This is a genomic window from Thermus sp. 2.9 (assembly GCF_000794385.1).
GTDB lineage: Bacteria > Deinococcota > Deinococci > Deinococcales > Thermaceae > Thermus > Thermus thalpophilus.
Window position 1 is genome coordinate 47947 of the sequence record NZ_JTJB01000010.1, and the last position, 16103, is coordinate 64049.

Below are 16103 nucleotides of genomic sequence, written 5' to 3' on the forward strand. Positions count from 1 at the left end.
GCGGTGGGGCTTTGCGTCTGCCTGGCCGTGCGGCTCCGGCTCACGTGGATCTACGGGGGGCCGCCCGAGTACGGGCGCACGCCGCACTTGACCGTCGTGGGGCCTGCAAGGGGGAGGACGTATGATCCGGGAGCGGCTTAGAGAGATGGGCCTGGACCGCCCCCTCCTCACCCCCGCCCAGGCGGCGGCGGTGCTGGAAGTGGGGCGGCCCGCCGTGGAGCGCCTCATTAGGGAGGGGCGGGTCCGCACCGTGCGCGTGGGGCGCAAAGTCTACATCACCGCCGCCAGCCTGGAGCGCCTGGTGGAGGGGGGTGTGCCCGCGGCCCAGGCCGCCTGGCTCGCCCTCCGCCTCATGGAGCGGGCGGGCCTGCGGGTGGAGCTTTTCACGGACCCAAAGGGTGGTGGCTTCCGCGCTTCGGCCGGGGGGAAGGAGGCCCTTGGGGTCTCCCCCGAGGAGGCCCTCCTCGCCCTGGCCGAGGCCTTGGCGAAGGAGGAGAAGGCATGAAGGTCCCCAAGATCACGGACGGGGAGCTTAGGGCCGCGGTGGACCTCCTGCTCATGCGGGGGGCGTGGGGGGTGCCGCGGGAGGAGTTTGGGCGCCACTTCGGCGGGGATCGCCGGGGCCGGGCCATCATCGCCGAGCTCCGCAAGCGCGGGGTGCTCCCCGTGGTGGTGGCCGAGTCCCCCGCCGGGGACGAGGTCTACAAGGTGGCGGACTCGGAGGAGGAGCTTCGCGCTTACCGCCAGAGCCTCCTCTCCCGCATAGAGGAGCTGCACGCGGCGGTGCGGGGTCTGGACCTGGCCTGGCGGCACTGGAAGGCCCACCGCTCCCCCCGCTGGGCCCAGCCCGGCCTGTTTGAGGTGGCCGATGGAGGAGGGCGATGAGGTCCTGGCCGTCCTGGAGGGGCTGGTGGCGCGCTACCCGCGCGAGCGCGGGGGGCTTCTGGTGTGGGCCTTCCTGGACGAGGAGGGGCGCTGGACGCTGGCCCTCTTCCGGGGGGAGGACCTTTTGGAGCTGGACTGGGGCTACGACCTCGAGGCGGTAGAGGAGGCCCTGTGGCGGCGCTACTCAAGCTCACGCTGATCTACGTGGCGGCGGCCCAGGTGGGGCTTCTCCTCCTCCTCGCCTACCTGGCCCTTTCCCGGCGGGGCCCCCTCGGGGAGGGGGCCTCCGTGGGCCTCCTCCTCTTCGCCGCACTCGTTGGCGTCCTGGGGGCCTTCCTGGCCGTGGTGTGGAGGTGGGTATGAGGTACGACGACTACTTCCGCCCCTTTTCCTTCTGGATTGCGGACCTGGAGCAGGAGGTGGCCCGGCACACCCGAGCCCTGCCCCGTTTTTGCGGCGTCACCGCCCAGGGCTGGCCCTACTGCCCCGGGGTGGGGCGGCTTGCCGCCTTCCTCCGGGTGCCCGGGGGGCTGGTGTGGTGGGGGGAGCGGAAGGGGCGGGCCTACTGGATGTGGCAGCCCCTCAAGCCGGGGGAGTGATGGACCCCAAAGAGGCCCTGAACGTATTGGCGCAGGCGGCCCTCGAGGGGGCGGCGGGCGGGGAAATCCTGCGGGTCTACCAGGCCCAGGAGACCCTGGCCGAGGCCCTCAAGCTCCTGGAGGAGCGCCGCCGGGCCCTGGAGGCCCTGGAAGCCCGCCACCGGGCGCTGGAGGCCCGCTTCCGCCAGCTGGACGAGGCCCGGGGCCGGGCCCTCCTCCTGGTCCTGGAGGCCCACAGCCTGCTCAGGAGGCAAGCATGAGGAACCTTTTGCTTTTCCTGCTGATCCTGGCCTATCTCAGCACCCTGGCCATGAGCACCGGCCACCTGGCCCAGTGGTACGCCCTCTCCTTGGGGGGGCTCCCCCCCTGGCTCGCCTGGGGCCTGGCGGCGAGCCTGGAGTTCACCGCCTTCCTCCTCTCCCTCCTCTCCAACTCCCTCCTTCGGGGCTCGGCCTGGGCGGGGGCGGGGCGGTGGCCGCCCTGGCCCTGGTGTGGCTCGGCAACGCCCTCTCCATGCACCGGGCGGCCCCCGGGGTGGCCCTGTGGGAGACCTTGGCCATGAGCCTCTTCGTCCCCGTGGGGACCTACGTGGTGGGGAAGGTGGTGGGGGAGATGGTCCGGGTGTCCCCCAAGGGAGCCACGTTGGACCGGGAGGGGTCCGGGCAGGCGGTACCGGGTGGTACCTCCGCCCGGAAGAGCGGTACCGCGGTGGTACCACGCCCCCCCTTCGCCGGTACCGAGGAGGCCCGCGAGGCGGTACCGGAAGGGGCCGGGGTGGAACCTGAGGTGCCGGTACTGGCGTCCGGTGGTACCGCCCCCGTCCGGGAGCGGACCACCATCCGGTACCAGGAGTCCCGGGCGATGGAGCTTAGCGTGGAAGGGGAGGGCCGGGCCGCCGAGGTCCTGCGGGCCCTCTCCCGGTACCGGGAGCCCGTGACCCTCACCGCCCTGGTCCGGGACCTGGGGTGGCCCAAGACCACGGTCCGCCGCTGGCTGGACCGCTTGGAGGACCAGGGGCTGGTCCACCGGACTGGGGAAGGATGGACCCTGAAGGAGGAGGGCCGCTATGCATGAACCCCTGGACCTCTGGCGGGCGGCCTGGGTGGCCCTGGCCCTCTGGCGGGTGGAACACGGGGAGGCCCGCTGGGTCCCGGTCCACCCCCAGGACCCCAGGCCCGGGGCCTTCGGGGGCCGCGCCGACCTCCACGCCCGCCCCCCCGAGGCCCCGGCCTTCCTGCCCATTTACGTCCCCCCGGTCCCGCCCCTGGGCATAGAGGCCCACAACCTGCGCCTGTGGCGGCACGACGCCCGGGCCTTCGTCCGGGGGCTGGGATACGGGGAACGGCAGCTCATGGAAGCCTACCTGGGCAAGGGGAAGCCCAGTACCCTGGTGAGCTACAACCCCTCGGCCGGTCGGCTTCAGACCCACGCCCCCCTGGACCTCCTGGACCTCTTCGTGCGCCTCGCCCGCCGGGCCGAGGTAGACACCCCCCCACCCCCCGGGGTAGAATAGGCCTAAGGTGGGAAACCTGCCCCCGGAGGAAGCTCCGGGGGCCAAGCTTTGGGGTGCCGTGGATGAGCGCGATCTGGAGCTGGAGCTCTGGCAGGAGGCCCTCGCCCTCCTCGCCCGCCTGGGGGCCTCAGAGGCGGACCTTCGCCCTCTCAGGGAGCGCCTTTGGGCCCTCCGCCTCTACCGCATGATGCCCAAGCCCCAGGCCCCTTCCCTCTGGAGCCGCCCCCTCTTCTGGACGGTCCTGGCCCTCCTCCTCGGCATCGTGGCCAGCCTCCTGGGCCTTCCCGTCCACAAGCTCTTCCCGTGAAAGGAGCGCCATGTTCAGGGATCCAAACCGCCAGCGCTTGATCCGAGGCACGATCCTCCAGGCCCTGTACCTGAACGCCTTCGGGGTGGACGCCCCCGTCAACATCCACGACCCCTACGCCATGCCGAGAGGCGTCCTGGCCCGGGTCATGGAACTCTCCCACGTCCTCCCCGCCCGCTCCGAGATGAACGCCGCCGTGCGCTACCTGCAGCAGAAGGGCTACGTGGAGGCGGTTTGGGACGAGGACGGGGATTTCACCCTGGTCCGCCTCACCACCCAGGGCATGGACCTGGTGGAGGGGAACCTGAAGGACCCCGGGGTCCTCCTGCCCAGGGGGTAGCCGTGGAGCTCAGGGAGGAGATCCACGCCCTCGCCGTGGCCTTCCGCCGCCACCACGAGGAGATCCTCGCCGAGCTCCGCCTCCTCCGGGATGAGTTGGAGAGGGAGCGCCGGGCCCGGTTCTGGGAGCGGGGACTCCTGGCCCTGGCCCTGGTGGCGGCCCTGGTGGGCTGGGTGCGGCCGTGAAGGGCTACAAGCGCCACCGCCTCTGCAAGGTCTGCACCCTCCCGGAGGACCTTCGCGACCGGGTGGACGCCATGCTCCTGGGGGAGGAGACGGAGGAGGACGGCAGGCCCTACAGCATGGAGGGGATCGCCCTCTGGCTCAGGGCCCAGGGGCACGAGGTGAGCCCCTCCAGCGTCCGCCGCCACGCCCGTCATTTAGCCCCAGCCCTGGACCAGGTCCTGCAGATGGAGCGGCTGGTGGAGGCGGTGGAGGAGGCCACGGGCAAGCGCCTCTCCTACGCCGCCGCCTTGGCCAACATCGTGGTGCACAAAGCTCTCCGCTACCTCCAGGACCTGGAGCTCGGGGAGGAGGTGGATCCGGAGAAGGTGGTGCGGCTCGGCCTCGAGGCCGCCCGGGTGGCCCTGAGCCTGGAGAGGCTGGACCGCTCCCTGCGGGAGGAGGCGGCCCAGAAGGTGGAGGAGAGCCTCCGCGCCCGGCAGATTGAGCCCGAGGTCATAGAGGCCATCAAGCGGGACATCTATGGACTCTGAGCGCCTCCTCCTCCCGTACCAGCGGCGCTGGGTGTGGGACCAATCCCGCTTCAAGATCGGCCTCTGGGCGAGGCAGACGGGGAAGAGCTTCGCCGGGACGCTGGAGGTGGTCCTGGACGCGGTGGAGCGCCCCGGCACCCTCTGGGTCCTCCTCTCCGCCGGCGAGCGGCAGAGCCGGGAGCTCGCGGAGAAGGCCAAGCGCCACCTCGCGGCCCTGAAGCAGGCGGCGGAGACCCTGGAGAGCCGCTTCTTTGAGGCGGGGGAGGAGGTGACCCAGCTGGAGATCCGCTTGCCCAACACGTCCAGGCTCGTCTTCCTCCCCGCCAACCCCCGCACCGCCCGCGGCTACACCGGGAACGTCTTCCTGGACGAGTTCGCCTTCCACCAGGACTCCGAGGCCATCTGGGCCGCCATGTTCCCCATCATCACGCGGAGGCCCGATCTCAAGATCAGGATCATGAGCACCCCCAACGGCCCCCGGGGCAAGTTCTACGAGCTCTGGGAGAAGGGGGGAGAGGTCTGGAGCCGGCACCGGGTCACCCTCCTGGACGCGGTGGCCGAGGGCCTGCCCATAGACCCGGAGGAGCTCCGGGCGGGCCTCGCCGACGACTTCATCTGGCAGCAGGAATACCTCTGCGAGTTCGTCTCCGAGGAGGAGGCCTTCCTCCCCTGGAGCCTCATCCTCGCCGCCGAGGCCAGGGAGGACCCCCGGGGGGAGTGGGACCCCGAGCGGGCCTACCTGGGGATGGACGTGGGCCGCCACCGGGACCTCACCGTCTTCGTGGTCCTGGAGCGGGTGGGGGACGTGTACTGGGCGCGCCTCGTGGAGGCCCTCCACCGGGCTCCCTTCGCCGAGCAGGAGGCCCGCCTCCACGCCCTCCTTCCCCGGGTGCGCCGGGCCTGCCTGGACGCCACGGGCCTCGGGGAGATGCTGGCCGAGAACGCCCGCCGGGCCTTCGGCTACAAGGTGGAGCCGGTGAAGTTCACCCTGGAGGTCAAGGCCGACCTGGCCCAGCGCCTCCGCCTCTTCTTTGAGGACCGCCGGATCCGCATCCCCGAGGACCGGGCCCTCCGGGAGGACCTCCACGCCGTGCGGCGGATCATCACCCCTTCCGGGAACGTCCGCTACGACGCGGAGAGGAGCGAGCGCGGCCACGCCGACCGCTTCTGGGCCCTGGCCCTCGCCCTCCACGCCGCCGAGACCCGTAAGGGCCCCGTGGAGTACAGGTCGGTCCTCCGCCGGGCCTTCGCCGGGTGGAAAGGAGCCTACTGATGCCCATCCTGGACCCCTACGGCCGCCCCATCCCCAAAAGCCCACCGCCTTCCGCGCGCCGCCTCCCCCTGGACTCCCCCTACCGGGTCTACCCCGCCCGGGGGCTCACCCCCGAGCGCCTCGCCCGTGTCCTCCGCCTCGCCGACGAGGGGGATCTCGCCCTCCAGGCCGAGCTCTTTGAGGAGATGGAGGAAAGGGACGCCCTCCTCTTCTCCCTCCTCCAGACCCGCAAGCTCGCCGTCATCGGCCTGGACTGGCGCCTGGAGCCCGCGGAGGAGGGCCGGGATGCCCGCCGGATCCTCCGGGCCGTGGAGGAGGTGTGGTGGGACCTCCCCCTGGAGGACCTCATGCTGGACCTCCTCTCCGCCATCCCCCAGGGGGTGAGCCTGGTGGCCGTGGCCTGGGAGTGGGACGGCCTCCTCTGGCGGCCCAAGGCCTTCCGCTGGGTGCACCCGGGGAGCCTGGTCTACCGTTCCGAGGAGGACCGCTTCTACCTCGCCTCCCAGGAGCGGCCGGAAGGGGAGGCCCTCCCCTACGGCGGGGCCATAGAGCACCGCTACAGGGCCCGCTCGGGCCTCCCCACCCGGGCCGGGCTCATGCGCAGCGTGGCCTGGCTCTACCTCTTCAAGCACTACGCCCTCAAGGACTGGGTGGTCTTCGCCGAGGTCTACGGCCAGCCCTACCGCATCGGTAAGTACGATCCGGCCGCCGGGGAGGAGGAGAGGCGGCGCCTGGAGGAGGCGGTGCGCAGCCTCGGGGCTGACGCCGCCGGGGTCATCTCCAAGGACACGGAGATTGAGATCCTGGAGGCGGCCAAGGGCCAGGGGCCGGACGTCTACGAGCGCCTGATCCGGCTCTGCAACCGGGAGATGGCCCAGGCCGTCCTGGGCCAGACCCTCACCTCCAGCGAGGGGGACGGGGGGAGCTACGCCCTGGCCAAGGTGCACGAGCGGGTGCGGATAGACCTCCTCCGGGCTGACGCCCGCGCCCTGGCCAAGACCCTCCGGGAGGGCCTCCTCAAGCCCTTCGTGGCCTTCAACTTCGGCCCCGAGTTCCTGGACCTCGCCCCCTTCGTGGTGCCCGAGGTGGAGGAGGAGAAGGACCTGGAGAGCCGGGCCCGGGTGCTCCAGACCCTCCTGGGCATGGGCCTCTCCATCCCCGAGGCCTGGCTCCGGGAGGAGTTCGGCGTCCCCGCCCCCGACCCCCAGGGCCCCGTCCTCACCCCCCTCCTCGCCCCCCAGGAGCGGCGGGAGCGGGGCCTGGTGGCGGGTCAGGCCTTCGTGGACGGCCTGGGGGACAGGCTCCTGGAAAAGGCCCCCATGCCCGGGCTTTCCGCCCTCCTCCAGGCCATCGGGGAGGCCGAGGGGTACGAGGACCTGAGGCGGCGCCTCCTCGCTCTCTTCCCCGGGATCTCCTTCGCCGAGCTCGCCCAGCTCCTGGAGGCCGCCCTCACCCTCTCCGAGCTCGCGGGGAGATGGGCCCAGCGGCAGGACAGTGGCCTGGACGGTTGAGCCTGACCCCCTGCGGCCCGAGGAGGCCCTCCGCTGGTTCCGGGCCCGCCTTCCCCTCCCCGATCCCGAGTTCCGCGCCCTGGGGGAGGAGGCGAGGCGCCGGGCCTTCTTCGTGGCGGGCCTCGCCGCGCTGGACATGGTGCAGGAGACGATGGACGCCCTCGCCCGGGCCCTGGAAGAGGGGAGGCCCTTTGAGGACTTCCAAAGGGAGCTTTCCGACCGGGTCAAGAACGCCTGGGGCGAGGGGAGCCGCCACCGCCTGGAGACCGTCTTCCGCACCAACCTCCAGCTGGCCTACGGGGCGGGGCGGTGGAAGGAGGCGGTCTCCGCCCGGGAGCTCAGGCCCTACTGGGGCCTCTCCGTGGTCCTGGACGGGCGCACCTCAAAGATCTGCCGGCCCCTCGCGGGGATCGTCCTCCCCGCCGACCACCCGTTCTGGCGCACCCACGTCCCGCCCCTCCACCACAACTGCCGCACCGCCCTGGTCACCTACACCCGGGAGGAAGGGGAGAGGCGGGCCTGGAAGGAGCCCCCTCCCCACGAGCCCCAGGCGGGCTTCGGCCGCCCCCCCACGGCGGAGGAGTGGAGCCCCGACCCCCGGGACTACCACCCTGAGCTCTGGCGGGCCTTCCTGCGGGCCCTCGCCGCCCTCCCCGAGGCCCGGGCCCACCTCAGGGGCCTGGCGGAGAGCCGGGGCCAGGGGAGGCCCGCCCCTCGGGACTGGCTCTTCGCCGCCGGGGAGATGGTGCGGGCCCCCTTCAACCGCCGGGGGCGCTCCGTTCCCGAGGAGCTGAGGCCCCTTCTCGGCCGGGAGCGGGCCACCAGCCTGGAGCTCCACGTGGCCCAGCGGGTCATGGACGGGCACCTGGCCCCGGGCACCCCTCCCGAGGTCTACGAGGGCCTGTGCCTCGAGGCCCCGGCCCACCCCGAGGCCGCCCTCTTCGTCTACGCCCGGGACCAGGGCCCGGTGCTGGCCGCCCTGGCCCCCGCCTCCTTCATCCCCGAGGAGGCCCGGGGGCCCAGGCTCAAGGCCCTCTGGTTCGTGGTATACTCCTTCCACAGCGGGACGCTGGCCACCGGCTACAGCGTGCGGGACCTGAGCGAGCTGGACGTCCCTTGGGACAAGGTGGTATGGCTCAAAAGACCTCCCTGGCTTACGCCCCCCTCGCCCTAGCCCGGGCCTACGTGGCCTGGGTGAGGGAGCTCCTGGACCGGGGGGAGGAGGCCGACCCGGACGAGCTCCTGGACGCTGTGGAGGAGTGGACCCCCTTCCGGGGGTACCTGAGGGACGCCGCGCGGGAGGACCGGGAGGCCGCCCTCGCCCTGGCCCGGGAGGTCTTCGCTGAAGGGCCCAGGCTTCGGGCCCACGGCTTCCCCCTTCCCGAGACCTGGGAGGCCTTCCTCGCCCGGGTGGGACTGGAGCCCTGAGGGCGGCAGGCCCAGGGGGGCCGGGGGTCCTCCCCGGCCCCCCTTCTTCCGCCCCGCCATCCCACCCCCCGATTTGAAAGCGCTTACACGGCCCTGTAACCCCCCTGGAAGGCCCGGGAAGGGGGTGGCCTGGCCTTCCCTTAGCCCCGGCCTCCCCCCGCCTTTTTGGGCCTTTCAGGCCGGGTTTCCTCCCTCCTGTGCACAGCGTCTTTCCCTCTCCGGGAGGGCGCTCAGGCGGGTTTCTGTCCTGGAGCGTGAGCGATTTCCTCAATGCTTTCGCCTGTGGTAGAATAGGGGTGCCCCGGGACGGGGGCGCGGTCGCGCCCAAGGGCCAACCCCCTTGGGTGAGGAAAGTCCGGGCACCATAGGGCGGGGTGCCAGGTAACGCCTGGGCGGGGTAACCCGACGGAAAGTGCCACAGAGAAGAGACCGCCAGCGGCCGGGGCTTCCCCCGGTGCGGGCAAGGGTGAAACGGTGGGGTAAGAGCCCACCGCGCCTCCTGGAAACAGGGGCGGCACGGCAAACCCCACCCGGTGCAAGGCCCGGTAGGCAGGAAGGGCTTGCCCGGCCCGCCAGAACCTGCGGGATGGGCCGCTTGAGGCCGGTGGCGACACCGGTCCCAGAGAGATGACCGCGGAAAACAGAACCCGGCTTACGCCCCGTCCCGGGGCCCCCATGAGGGGGCCTGGGCTTTCCAAGGCGAGCTATGACACGGGAACGAGTTTTGATGATTGTAACCCAAGTTGCTACCTATCCCCTGGATCTGAAAAAATAGTGGCCGCTATGCTTTCCCGTCTCATAGCGGCCTTTTGCATTATAGACGACGCCCTGCAAGCCATGGGCTACAAGGATGACCCCCAAGCCAAAACGCCCGCCTCCGCCATCCTCACCCTCGCCCTCCTTGCCGCCCTAGAGTTCGGCGGCAAGCACAACAAGGCCCTGGCCCTCGCCAAAGACCTCGGCCTCTTCACCCACGTCCCCTCCCCAAGCCGCTTCAACCGCAGGCTCCACGCCCTCTACCCCCTCCTTCTCCCCCTCCTCCACCTCCTGGCCCAGGTCTGGAAGCACCTCCACCAGGCCCAGGCGTATGCCTTGGACACCTTCCCCCTCCCCGCCTGCGAGAACATCCGCGCCCCCCGCTCCCGCCTCTTCCCGGACAAGGCCTACCGCGGCTTCATCCCCAGCAAGCGGGTCTACTTCCACGGCCTCAAGCTCCACCTCCTGGTGGACGACGGGAAGTTCGTCCACGAGGTGAACCTGACCCCGGGGAGCTTCCACGACCTCGCTTCGCTTCTCCTCCTTCCCCTGGACCTTCCCGAGGGGGCGGAGCTCTACCTGGACCGGGGGTACGAGAGCCATCTGTACGAGGACCTCCTCCGGGAGGCCCAGGAGGTTGTTCCCATGGTCATCCGCAGGAGGAACAGCCGGCGGTATCTCCCTTGGATGCAGTACCTGGCCATCGTGGGGCGGAGGGTGGTGGAGACGGTGGGGAGCATGCTCCATCACCTCTTCCCCAGGCGCATCCACGCCGTGACCCAGGAGGGTTTCGTCATCAAAGTTCTCACCTTCGTCCTGGCCCATAACATCAGTCTCCTGACCCAGAAGATGGCTGGGTAGCAACTTGGGTGATTGTAAAGACCTATCCTAGTCCAAGTAAGAAGTATGGGGAGCTAACGTGTACGGCAGGTATACGTCTCCGCGATAACGAGTGGATCCGGATCTACCCATACCCCTTTCGCTTGTTGGATAACGACTACCGCTTCAAAAAGTACGATATCTTGGAGCTCCCTCTGGAAAAGTCATGGGGGGATCCGCGCCCGGATAGCTATCGGCTCGTGGACCCCACTCAAGTCGGGTGCGTGGGGCACTTGGAGGCGGATAAGTACTGGGAGGCCCGGATGCAGTATATACGCCCGACGGTTATTCCCAGCGTTGAACAGTTTGAGGCCCAGATGGTGCGGAGGGTTCCGGTGGGGTCAGCAGGAGTTGGCTTGTTTGGGGATGATTTTTCGGGCCCCCAAAGGGGTAGGGTGCAGTGGGGGAAAACAATAGGAGTCGTGGCTGTGGTTCAGGGTTCGGCCAGAGTGGAAGTGAAGTATGTGGGCGAGGACTGGCCGGAGGAGGACAGAGCCAAACTAGCGTCCCCAGGAGTTTGGGAGGAGGGGCTTTTTGAAGGGGAGTCAGGGGCATCCCTACGGAAGCCCAAAGTGCCACTTCGTTTTTGCCCTTACAAGTTTTATCTAAACTTCACCGATATAAAGGGCGTTTCGCGCAAGAAGGTGATCACCGATTGGGAAATAATACGTCTTTACTTCAGGGAAGAGAAGAGACTTGGTAGCCGAGAGAAGGCTGTTGAGAGCGTCAAGTCCAAAGTAGAGAAAGAGATCTTCGGCCTGGATAGGGAAACCTACATCGTTGTGGGAAGCATCCACCACCACTATGCCAAACCTCAGCTCTATGCGGTTATAGGGTTTATCTGGCCGAAGAAGAAGCCGGAACTGCCCCTTTTCTCAGGTCTGTGACCCCTTGAGCCCAACCGGTTTCTACTAGGGCTCTGCCCACCAGGGAGCGGTGGCATTGGCTGGGGTCTTCCTCAAAACAAAGAAGGCACACCCGGTATTCCCTAAGCAGGAGTCCAAGCTCCTCTAGGGCTCCTACCCGTTGGGCGAGAAGCTGAAGGTAGCTTCTCTGGTAGGTCTGCCAATCCCCGCTTTTTTGGAGGCAAAGGCGCAGTGGTTTAGGGGCCCCCAGCTCGGGGAAATGCCTGTAGAAGATGCCTTCCTTAGCCAGGGCTTCTTTCAGGGGGGTTTTAGAGAACCCCCTTTTCCGGCTAAGGGGGAGATCCCTGACATCGGCCACCAAGTTCACCCCATTGGATTTGAGTATGTCCAAAAAAGTGTTTAAGCTTAACCCCTCGTAGCCGATGGTCAGGACATCTGACATATTCAGACAATATCTGGGGGCCGAAGCTTGTAAAGCACGACCGCTAGTGCCTCCTGGGCAATTTGCCCCTATATTTTGGGGCGGGCCGTCAAGCTAATACTCGCACCAGTGCGGCCACTTCTCTCCCGGCGCGCCGTGGCGGGTGAAGACCAGCATCAGGTCTCCCACGTCCCCCACGTGGTAGCCCACCAGGTCCACGGTCACGGGGCCGAAGTTGCGGTTGAACTGGCCCACCCCGTTTTCCTGGATGCGCTGCACGCGATCGCCAAACCAGTTGACTAGGTTCTGGCTGGTCTCCTGGGAGAGTCCGAGGCACACCCCTTCTATGAAGCCCACCAGATAGCCGAAGCCATAGAGGGCCCGGGAGAAGGAAGGGCTTCCCTCAAAGCGCACGCTCAGCACGTTCAGATAGCGCTTGCCTTTGGGGGCGGCGAAGAAGAGCACGTACTGAAAGACCTCGTCGTCCTCGCTTTTGGCCCACACCAGGTACTTCCTCTCCGCCGAGCGCTCCGGGGGCGGTGGAGGAAGCTTTTCCTCCTGGACCCGCACGATCGGCTCCCTCTTTTTGAGACTAGCGATTAGGTCGGCGATCTTTTACGGACCTCGCCTGCGCGCTCCCTGCCAGAAGCAGAGCCACCAGGACCAGGCTCCACGTTGCTTTCATGGGGCCTTTTATAAGGAAATCGCCCGCCGCACGGGAGTGCCCAGCAGCACCTTGCACGGGATGGCCCACCGCCTCGGCGTGGCCCACCTCCGCTCTGCCAAGCGCCTTCCGCCTGTTCAGCCCACTCCCGACCTCGCCCGCCTCCTGGCCCAGCAGGCCCAGCTTCTCCTGGAAGCGGCCCGCCTTCTTGCCACCCCCCCACCCTCCGGGGTAAGATAGGGCTAAGGTGGGATAACTGCCCCCGGGGAAGCCCGGGGGCAAAGCTTTTGGGAGGGCGTATGGTGCGGTACAAGGCCGAGCTAAGCCACGGCGAGGTGGAGTTCACCGCCGAGACGTTGGAAGCCCTCGCCGCCGAGATTCGGGAGTTCCGGCGGGCCCTGTTGCGGGCCGAGGCCGAGGGCTCCGACCGCCTCGCCTGGGCGGAGCACGTCAAAGCGCCGGAGGAAGGGGCTCGTCCCTCCCGGTAAAGCCCGTATGCGTGTTCTCTGGCCCCTCCCGCCCTCTCCAGACAAAAACCGCGTGGACGCGAGCTTTTTGGACCCGCGCTACCCCGAGTGGCGGAAGGCCCAGGGCCTCGCCCCTCACCAGCACCCCGGGGTGGACCTTAACCTCTCCGGCTCCTCCGGGGACGCCGACCTGGGCTACCCGGTGGTGGCCGTGGCTGAGGGGCGGGTGGTCCACAGCGCCTTCCACCGGGTTTGGGGCCACGTGGTCCTGCTGGAGCACGACCTCCCCGGCCTCGGGCGCTTCTGGACCCAGTACGCCCACCTCCTCTTCCGGGTGGCCCGGGAGGGGGACTACCTCTTCGCGGGCGAGCCCGTGGGGGCCATCGGCAAGGGGGACCCGGCCAGGCCGTACCTCGCCCACCTCCACTTTGAGGTGCGGCGGGCCCCCCTGGAGGCCGACTTCTGGCCCGGGAGCAACGTGGACCTCATCCGGGAGAAGTACCTGGACCCCGAGGCTTTCCTAAAGGCCCACTACGCCCCCGCCCGCCGCTTCTACCGGGTGCGGGGGGTCTTCTGGGCCCGGGGCCGGCAGGAGGTGGAGGGCGTGGTCGTGAACCTGGAGGAACCCGACCGGGTTCAGGTGGCGGTGAGGAAGCTGTGAACGCCCTCTTCCGCCTCCAGGTGATGCTGGACCTCGTGGACCGCATGACCGGTCCCCTGGGCCGGGTGGGGGAGGGCCTGCGTAAGGTGGAGGAGCTTTCCCACCGGGCGGACCTCGCCCTGCAACGCTTGGGGGCGGGCCTTTCCGTGGCCGGGGCCGGGGCGGCCCTCGCCGCGCCCCTGGTCCTCGCCACCCGGGCGGCGATGGACTTTGAGGACGCCTTCGCCGACGTGCGCAAGGTGGTGGGACGCCCCCGCCCCCGCCCTCATGGCCCTCCAGCGGGAGCTTTTGGGCCTCACCCGGGTCATCCCCATGACCGCCCGGGAGCTCACAGAGATCGCCGCCGCCGCGGGCCAGGCGGGCATCCCCTTCGGGGAGCTCGTGCGCTTCACCCAGGACGCGGCCCGGGTGGGGGTGGCCTTCGGCATCACCGCCCAAGAGGCGGGGGACGCCCTCGCCAAGTTACGGAACGTCCTGGAGCTCACCCAGCCCCAGGTGATGCGGGTGGCGGACGCCATCAACTACCTCTCCAACAACATGGCCGCCACCGCCCCCGAGATTTTGGACGTCCTCCGCCGGGTGGGCGGCACAGGGAAGCTCCTGGGGCTCACGGGTCAGCAGATGGCGGCCTTCGGGGCGAGCCTCCTCGCCCTGGGCACCGCCCCCGAGGTGGCGGCCACGGGCCTCAACGCCCTCTTCCAGCGCTTGGCCACCGCCCCCGCCCAGCCCAAGGCCTTCCAGGAGGCCCTGGCCCGCCTGGGCCTCACCGCGCGGGGGCTCCAGGAGGCCCTGAGGCGGGACGCCGCCGGGGCCATCATGGACTTCCTACGCCGCCTCAGGGCGGTGCCCGACCAGCTCACCGTGCTTTCCGACCTCTTCGGTATGGAGTACGCCGACGACATCGCCAAGCTGGTGGGCTCCTTGGGCACCCTGGAGAAGGCCTTCAGCCTGGTGCGAAGTCCGGCCGCCTACACGGGGAGCGTCCTCGCCGAGTTCCAGAACCGCTCCGCCACCCTGAGGAACCAGCTCATCCTGCTCCGGAACGCCCTGGAGCGCATCTGGATCACCCTCGGCAACGCCCTCCTGCCCGTGGTGACCCCGGTGGTGGCCCGCCTCGCCGACCTCCTGAACCGCGTCTCCGACCTCCTGGACCGCTTCCCCCTCCTCCGGGGGGCCCTCGTGGCCGTCACGGCCACCCTCGGGGGGCTTCTGGTAGTGGGCGGCTTCCTGGTCACGGGGCTCGCCGCCCTGGGCTTCGCCGCCACTCAGGCCCGGCTGGGCCTCCTCGCCCTCCAAAGCGGCCTCGCCGGCGCCCTCAGGCAGGCGCGCCTCCTCTCCCTGGGCCTCGCCCTCCTGCGGGGGGAGATGGCCCGGCTGGGGGCGGTGGGGCTCCTCCGGGGGGCCTTCGGCCTCCTCGCCCAGGGGGCCTTCCGGGCCGGGCAGGCGGTGCTCTTCTTGGGGCGGGCCCTCCTCCTCAACCCGGTGGGGCTGGTCCTTGGCGCCCTCGCCGGGCTCGTCTACCTCTTCCGCCAGGCCTGGGGGGCGAGCGAGAGCTTCCGCAAGAGCGTTCTCGGCACCCTCCAGGCGGTGCGGAGCGCCTTCGCCCCGGTCCTCGCCGAGTTCCGGGGCCTGGGGGAGGCTCTGGCCGGGCTCTTCCGCCCCCTCGGGGGGGCCATCCAGGCCTCCCTGGCCTCCGCCCAGGCCGCCTGGGACCGCTTCGGCTACGCCCTGGGGTATGGCATCGGCTTCCTCTTCGGCCTCCTGGAAGCCCTCGTCGTCCGCCTCGCCCCCATCTTCGGGGAAGGCCTCATGGGCCTGGTGCGCATGGTCCGGGGCTTTGTGGACCTGGTGGTGGGCCTCTTCACCCTGGACCTGGACCGGGCCCGGCTGGGGGCCTTGCGCATCTGGGAGGGGCTTAGGGCCGTCCTCTCTGTGCCCATCCGGGTGGGGGGCGTGGTGGTGGACGTGGCCCTGGGGGCCCTGCGGCGCCTCTGGGAGGCGGCGAGCGCCCGCTTCCCCGCCCTGGCCCGGCTGGGGGAGGGGTTGGGGGCCGCTTGGCGGGGTCTGGTGACGGGGGCCGAGGCGGTCTTCCGGCTCCTCCAGACCGTGGTCCTCTCCGGCATCGGGGCCCTGCGGGCCCTCCTCCAGGGGGATTTCCGCCTGGCCCTGGCCTTTGCCGAGAGGGGGTGGCAGGCTCTCAAGGCCCTGCTCTCCTTGCCCCTGCGCCTCGGGGGCCTTCTCTGGGACGCGCTCCGGGGCGGGCTTTCCCAGGCCCTCTCCTTCGTGCGCTCCCTGGCGAGCCCCTTCATGGAGGCCGGGAGGGCCATCGTCCAGGGCCTCGCCCAGGGCATCAAGGCCCTGGCCCTGGCCCCGGTGAACGCCGTGAGGGAGATCGGCGGCCAGGCCCTGGCCACCCTGAAGCGCCTCCTCGGGATCCGGTCCCCCTCCCGGGTCTTCATGGGCCTCGGGGCCATGACGGCCCTGGGCCTCGCCGTGGGGCTCCAGAACATGGCCCCGGCGGTGCAGGAGGCGGCCCGGGCCCTGGTCCCCGCCCTGGAGGTGCCTGCTCCTCGGATGCCGGAGCTTCCGCGGGTTCCCGTGGTGGCAGTGCCCCAAGCCCCCACTCTGGAAGCGCCCGCCCTCACGGCGCCCGAGCCGCCTGCCCCTTCCCCCGCCCCCGAGAGGAGAGGGGAGAGGCCCGTGGTCCAGGTGCGGATTGAGCGGGTGGAGCTTCCCGGGGTGCGGGACGCGGAGGAGTTCGTGGAGGCCTTGAAGCGGCTCTTCCTGCCCTACGTGGAGGAGGTGTAGCGAGGAGGTG

At 69.8% G+C, this 16103-nt stretch carries 25 protein-coding genes and 1 other RNA gene; 24 read left to right on the plus strand and 2 right to left on the minus strand.

Annotated elements, in window-relative coordinates:
- Positions 1–121 precede the first annotated feature (121 nt).
- The 20 genes from QT17_RS04460 (at position 122) to QT17_RS04550 (ending at position 11093) form a co-directional block, all read left to right on the plus strand.
- Positions 122–505: a helix-turn-helix domain-containing protein gene (locus QT17_RS04460; protein ID WP_039456883.1), complete on the plus strand. Its 384-nt coding sequence runs from the start codon at positions 122–124 to the stop codon at positions 503–505.
- Positions 502–885 carry a hypothetical protein gene (locus QT17_RS04465; RefSeq protein ID WP_039456885.1) on the plus strand — a complete coding sequence of 128 codons (384 nt, stop codon included), beginning with the start codon at positions 502–504 and terminating at the stop codon, positions 883–885. The genes QT17_RS04460 and QT17_RS04465 overlap by 4 nt, the downstream gene beginning before the upstream one ends.
- The gene (locus tag QT17_RS04470) at positions 869–1084 is read left to right on the plus strand and encodes a hypothetical protein (protein ID WP_039456887.1); all 216 of its coding nucleotides are present in this window, start codon (positions 869–871) and stop codon (positions 1082–1084) included. Before QT17_RS04465 ends, QT17_RS04470 begins: the two co-directional genes overlap by 17 nt.
- A complete protein-coding gene (locus tag QT17_RS04475) occupies positions 1057–1248 on the plus strand; it encodes a hypothetical protein (protein ID WP_039456890.1) in 192 nt (63 codons plus the stop codon). Before QT17_RS04470 ends, QT17_RS04475 begins: the two co-directional genes overlap by 28 nt.
- Entirely contained in the window at positions 1245–1484 is a 240-nt protein-coding gene (locus tag QT17_RS04480) for a hypothetical protein (protein ID WP_039456893.1), read from the plus strand. The genes QT17_RS04475 and QT17_RS04480 overlap by 4 nt, the downstream gene beginning before the upstream one ends.
- Positions 1484–1744, plus strand: a complete 261-nt coding sequence (locus tag QT17_RS13800) for a hypothetical protein (RefSeq protein ID WP_039456896.1) — start codon at positions 1484–1486, stop codon at positions 1742–1744. The genes QT17_RS04480 and QT17_RS13800 overlap by 1 nt, the downstream gene beginning before the upstream one ends.
- A complete protein-coding gene (locus tag QT17_RS14285; protein WP_039456899.1) occupies positions 1741–2046 on the plus strand; it encodes a hypothetical protein in 306 nt (101 codons plus the stop codon). Before QT17_RS13800 ends, QT17_RS14285 begins: the two co-directional genes overlap by 4 nt.
- A complete protein-coding gene (locus QT17_RS04495) occupies positions 1956–2558 on the plus strand; it encodes a helix-turn-helix domain-containing protein (RefSeq protein WP_235283738.1) in 603 nt (200 codons plus the stop codon). Before QT17_RS14285 ends, QT17_RS04495 begins: the two co-directional genes overlap by 91 nt.
- Entirely contained in the window at positions 2551–2997 is a 447-nt protein-coding gene (locus tag QT17_RS04500; RefSeq protein WP_039456905.1) for a hypothetical protein, read from the plus strand. The genes QT17_RS04495 and QT17_RS04500 overlap by 8 nt, the downstream gene beginning before the upstream one ends.
- A gap of 58 nt (positions 2998–3055) precedes the next feature.
- Positions 3056–3304, plus strand: a complete 249-nt coding sequence (locus QT17_RS04505; RefSeq protein WP_071677779.1) for a hypothetical protein — start codon at positions 3056–3058, stop codon at positions 3302–3304.
- 10 nt (positions 3305–3314) lie between these two features.
- Positions 3315–3644: a hypothetical protein gene (locus QT17_RS04510; RefSeq protein ID WP_039456910.1), complete on the plus strand. Its 330-nt coding sequence runs from the start codon at positions 3315–3317 to the stop codon at positions 3642–3644.
- A gap of 2 nt (positions 3645–3646) precedes the next feature.
- Positions 3647–3829 (plus strand): hypothetical protein, encoded by a 183-nt coding sequence (locus tag QT17_RS04515; RefSeq protein WP_039456912.1) that lies wholly within the window; start codon positions 3647–3649, stop codon positions 3827–3829.
- On the plus strand, positions 3826–4359 hold the full coding sequence (locus QT17_RS04520; protein WP_052155158.1) for a phage protein Gp27 family protein: 534 nt from the start codon (positions 3826–3828) through the stop codon (positions 4357–4359). The genes QT17_RS04515 and QT17_RS04520 overlap by 4 nt, the downstream gene beginning before the upstream one ends.
- On the plus strand, positions 4349–5632 hold the full coding sequence (locus QT17_RS04525; protein WP_039456915.1) for a terminase large subunit domain-containing protein: 1284 nt from the start codon (positions 4349–4351) through the stop codon (positions 5630–5632). The genes QT17_RS04520 and QT17_RS04525 overlap by 11 nt, the downstream gene beginning before the upstream one ends.
- Positions 5632–7143 carry a DUF935 family protein gene (locus QT17_RS04530; protein ID WP_052155159.1) on the plus strand — a complete coding sequence of 504 codons (1512 nt, stop codon included), beginning with the start codon at positions 5632–5634 and terminating at the stop codon, positions 7141–7143. The genes QT17_RS04525 and QT17_RS04530 overlap by 1 nt, the downstream gene beginning before the upstream one ends.
- Complete coding sequence (locus QT17_RS13035; RefSeq protein WP_052155160.1) at positions 7127–8317, plus strand: phage minor head protein; 1191 nt, start codon at positions 7127–7129, stop codon at positions 8315–8317. Before QT17_RS04530 ends, QT17_RS13035 begins: the two co-directional genes overlap by 17 nt.
- Positions 8275–8571, plus strand: coding sequence for a hypothetical protein (locus QT17_RS04540; protein WP_039456918.1), 297 nt, complete (start codon positions 8275–8277; stop codon positions 8569–8571). Before QT17_RS13035 ends, QT17_RS04540 begins: the two co-directional genes overlap by 43 nt.
- Positions 8572–8873: 302 nt before the next feature.
- An RNA gene (gene rnpB, locus QT17_RS13050) (RNase P RNA component class A) lies at positions 8874–9242 on the plus strand.
- Between the two features lie 112 nt (positions 9243–9354).
- Positions 9355–10188 (plus strand): IS982 family transposase, encoded by an 834-nt coding sequence (locus tag QT17_RS04545; protein WP_039454941.1) that lies wholly within the window; start codon positions 9355–9357, stop codon positions 10186–10188.
- A gap of 122 nt (positions 10189–10310) precedes the next feature.
- Positions 10311–11093, plus strand: a complete 783-nt coding sequence (locus tag QT17_RS04550) for a hypothetical protein (RefSeq protein ID WP_039456921.1) — start codon at positions 10311–10313, stop codon at positions 11091–11093.
- Here QT17_RS04550 and QT17_RS13240 read toward each other — a convergent pair.
- Both QT17_RS13240 and QT17_RS04555 read right to left on the minus strand, forming a co-directional pair.
- A complete protein-coding gene (locus QT17_RS13240) occupies positions 11044–11514 on the minus strand; it encodes a DUF488 family protein (RefSeq protein ID WP_081995771.1) in 471 nt (156 codons plus the stop codon). The genes QT17_RS04550 and QT17_RS13240 overlap by 50 nt on opposite strands.
- Positions 11515–11607: 93 nt before the next feature.
- On the minus strand, positions 11608–12063 hold the full coding sequence (locus QT17_RS04555; protein ID WP_039456924.1) for a hypothetical protein: 456 nt from the start codon (positions 12061–12063) through the stop codon (positions 11608–11610).
- A 175-nt stretch (positions 12064–12238) separates the two neighbouring features.
- On the opposite strand from QT17_RS04555, the gene QT17_RS13805 reads away from it, so the two are divergent.
- The 4 genes from QT17_RS13805 (at position 12239) to QT17_RS04580 (ending at position 16093) form a co-directional block, all read left to right on the plus strand.
- Positions 12239–12397 carry a hypothetical protein gene (locus tag QT17_RS13805; protein WP_153802418.1) on the plus strand — a complete coding sequence of 53 codons (159 nt, stop codon included), beginning with the start codon at positions 12239–12241 and terminating at the stop codon, positions 12395–12397.
- Between the two features lie 59 nt (positions 12398–12456).
- Entirely contained in the window at positions 12457–12645 is a 189-nt protein-coding gene (locus tag QT17_RS04565) for a hypothetical protein (RefSeq protein ID WP_039456929.1), read from the plus strand.
- Positions 12646–12697: 52 nt separating this feature from the next.
- Positions 12698–13285 carry a M23 family metallopeptidase gene (locus QT17_RS13040; RefSeq protein WP_235283739.1) on the plus strand — a complete coding sequence of 196 codons (588 nt, stop codon included), beginning with the start codon at positions 12698–12700 and terminating at the stop codon, positions 13283–13285.
- Positions 13286–13552: 267 nt separating this feature from the next.
- Positions 13553–16093 (plus strand): phage tail tape measure protein, encoded by a 2541-nt coding sequence (locus QT17_RS04580; RefSeq protein ID WP_039456933.1) that lies wholly within the window; start codon positions 13553–13555, stop codon positions 16091–16093.
- Positions 16094–16103: the final 10 nt, after the last annotated feature.

Coding starts and splice junctions, on each gene's coding strand:
- QT17_RS04500 (WP_039456905.1), top strand. CDS start 2,551: ATGCATGAACCCCTGGACCTCTGGCGGGCGGCCTGGGTGGCCCTGGCC.
- QT17_RS04480 (WP_039456893.1), top strand. CDS start 1,245: ATGAGGTACGACGACTACTTCCGCCCCTTTTCCTTCTGGATTGCGGAC.
- QT17_RS04540 (WP_039456918.1), top strand. CDS start 8,275: ATGGCTCAAAAGACCTCCCTGGCTTACGCCCCCCTCGCCCTAGCCCGG.
- QT17_RS04580 (WP_039456933.1), top strand. CDS start 13,553: ATGGCCCTCCAGCGGGAGCTTTTGGGCCTCACCCGGGTCATCCCCATG.
- QT17_RS13240 (WP_081995771.1), bottom strand. CDS start 11,514: ATGTCAGATGTCCTGACCATCGGCTACGAGGGGTTAAGCTTAAACACT.
- QT17_RS13805 (WP_153802418.1), top strand. CDS start 12,239: ATGGCCCACCGCCTCGGCGTGGCCCACCTCCGCTCTGCCAAGCGCCTT.
- QT17_RS04465 (WP_039456885.1), top strand. CDS start 502: ATGAAGGTCCCCAAGATCACGGACGGGGAGCTTAGGGCCGCGGTGGAC.
- QT17_RS13800 (WP_039456896.1), top strand. CDS start 1,484: ATGGACCCCAAAGAGGCCCTGAACGTATTGGCGCAGGCGGCCCTCGAG.
- QT17_RS14285 (WP_039456899.1), top strand. CDS start 1,741: ATGAGGAACCTTTTGCTTTTCCTGCTGATCCTGGCCTATCTCAGCACC.
- QT17_RS04565 (WP_039456929.1), top strand. CDS start 12,457: ATGGTGCGGTACAAGGCCGAGCTAAGCCACGGCGAGGTGGAGTTCACC.
- QT17_RS04525 (WP_039456915.1), top strand. CDS start 4,349: ATGGACTCTGAGCGCCTCCTCCTCCCGTACCAGCGGCGCTGGGTGTGG.
- QT17_RS04460 (WP_039456883.1), top strand. CDS start 122: ATGATCCGGGAGCGGCTTAGAGAGATGGGCCTGGACCGCCCCCTCCTC.
- QT17_RS04510 (WP_039456910.1), top strand. CDS start 3,315: ATGTTCAGGGATCCAAACCGCCAGCGCTTGATCCGAGGCACGATCCTC.
- QT17_RS04470 (WP_039456887.1), top strand. CDS start 869: ATGGAGGAGGGCGATGAGGTCCTGGCCGTCCTGGAGGGGCTGGTGGCG.
- QT17_RS04545 (WP_039454941.1), top strand. CDS start 9,355: ATGCTTTCCCGTCTCATAGCGGCCTTTTGCATTATAGACGACGCCCTG.
- QT17_RS04530 (WP_052155159.1), top strand. CDS start 5,632: ATGCCCATCCTGGACCCCTACGGCCGCCCCATCCCCAAAAGCCCACCG.